Source organism: Amycolatopsis sp. SID8362, from assembly GCF_010550475.1.
Taxonomy (GTDB): Bacteria; Actinomycetota; Actinomycetes; order Mycobacteriales; family Pseudonocardiaceae; genus Amycolatopsis; species Amycolatopsis eburnea.
Genome location: NZ_JAAGNB010001187.1, coordinates 1 through 1319 on the forward strand (window position 1 = coordinate 1; position 1319 = coordinate 1319).

1 protein-coding gene is annotated in these 1319 nt (G+C 75.4%); it reads right to left on the reverse strand.

Translation table 11 applies throughout. The features are described from left to right. Nucleotides 1–1319, reverse strand: a 1319-nt coding sequence (locus G3I65_RS36975) for a beta-ketoacyl reductase (RefSeq protein ID WP_160700209.1), incomplete at both ends; no start/stop codon positions are given.

Below are 1319 nucleotides of genomic sequence, written 5' to 3' on the forward strand. Positions count from 1 at the left end.
CGCACCGACGTGTCGACGGCCGCGGTCCGCCGCAGCGGCGCCCGGACCAGCCCGCGCAGCAACGGCGGCACCCCCTGGTCCCCGCGCACGCGCAGGTCGAGCTGCACCGGCACGACCACCGGCTCGCCGGACGCCAGCGCGAGGTCGAACGCGGCGAGCCCGTCTTCGGCCGTGAACGCGCGGGATCCGGTGCGGCGCAACCGGTCCATTCCGGTCGAGCCGAGGGTTCCGGTCAGCTCGCTGGTGTCCGCCCACAGGCCCCAGGCGAGCGACTGCCCGGGCAGCCCCTGCTCGTGCCGATGCCGGGCCAGCGCGTCGAGGTAGGCGTTGGCCGCCGCGTAGTTGCCCTGTCCCGGCGTGCCGAACGTGCCCGCGGCCGAAGAGAACAGCACGAGGTGCGCGTCGGGAACCAGCTCGTGCAGGTGCCGGGCGGCGTCCACTTTGGCGCGCAGCACGGCGTCGATCCGGTCCGGCGTCAGGGTTTCGACGACGCCGTCGTCGAGCGCGCCGGCGGTGTGCACCACGGCGGCGAGGTCGGGGATGTCGTCGAGGACTTCGGCGAGGCGGGCGCGGTCGGCGACGTCGCACGCCACGACGGTCACCTCCGCACCCAGCGCGGTCAGCCCGGAGACGACGTCGGCGGCGCCGGGCGCGGCGTACCCGCGGCGGCTCACCAGCACCAGCCGCTTCGTGCCGTTCCGCGCGAGGTGCCCGGCGACCAGCCGGCCGAGCGTGCCCGTGCCACCGGTGATCAGCACGCTGCCGTCGAACGCCGGGGGTTCGGCAGGCTCGACGGGAACCGGCGCGAGCCGCGGCACGAAAGTCTGTCCACTTCGGACGGAGAACTGGTTCTCGTCCGCGGGCAGCCCGGCGGGCATCGGGTCGTCCGGATGCTCCAGATCGAGCAGGACGAACCGGTCCGGGTGCTCGGCCTGCGCCGACCGCACCAGTCCCCAGACGGCCGCGGCGACCGGATCGCCAGTGGTCGCCCCGGAAGTGACGAACACGATCCGCCGGTCGGAGTCCACATCGGACCGGATGCGGGCCAGCACCTCGCCCAGCACTTCACGGACGTCACCGCGCGGCACCGGGACGAACTCGGCGTCCACCGGGACACCGGGAGCGCCGGGCACCCAGTCGACGCGGAACAGCGGACCGGACCGCCGGGCCGTCCGCACCTGGCCGGGCAGGACGGGCCGCGACGTGAGCGCGTCGATCACCGCGACCGGCGACCCGGCTTCGTCGGCGACCTCGACGGTCAGCGTCTCCGTGCCGGACGGCGTGAGCCGCACGCGCAGCGCCGTCGCGCCCGCCGCGTG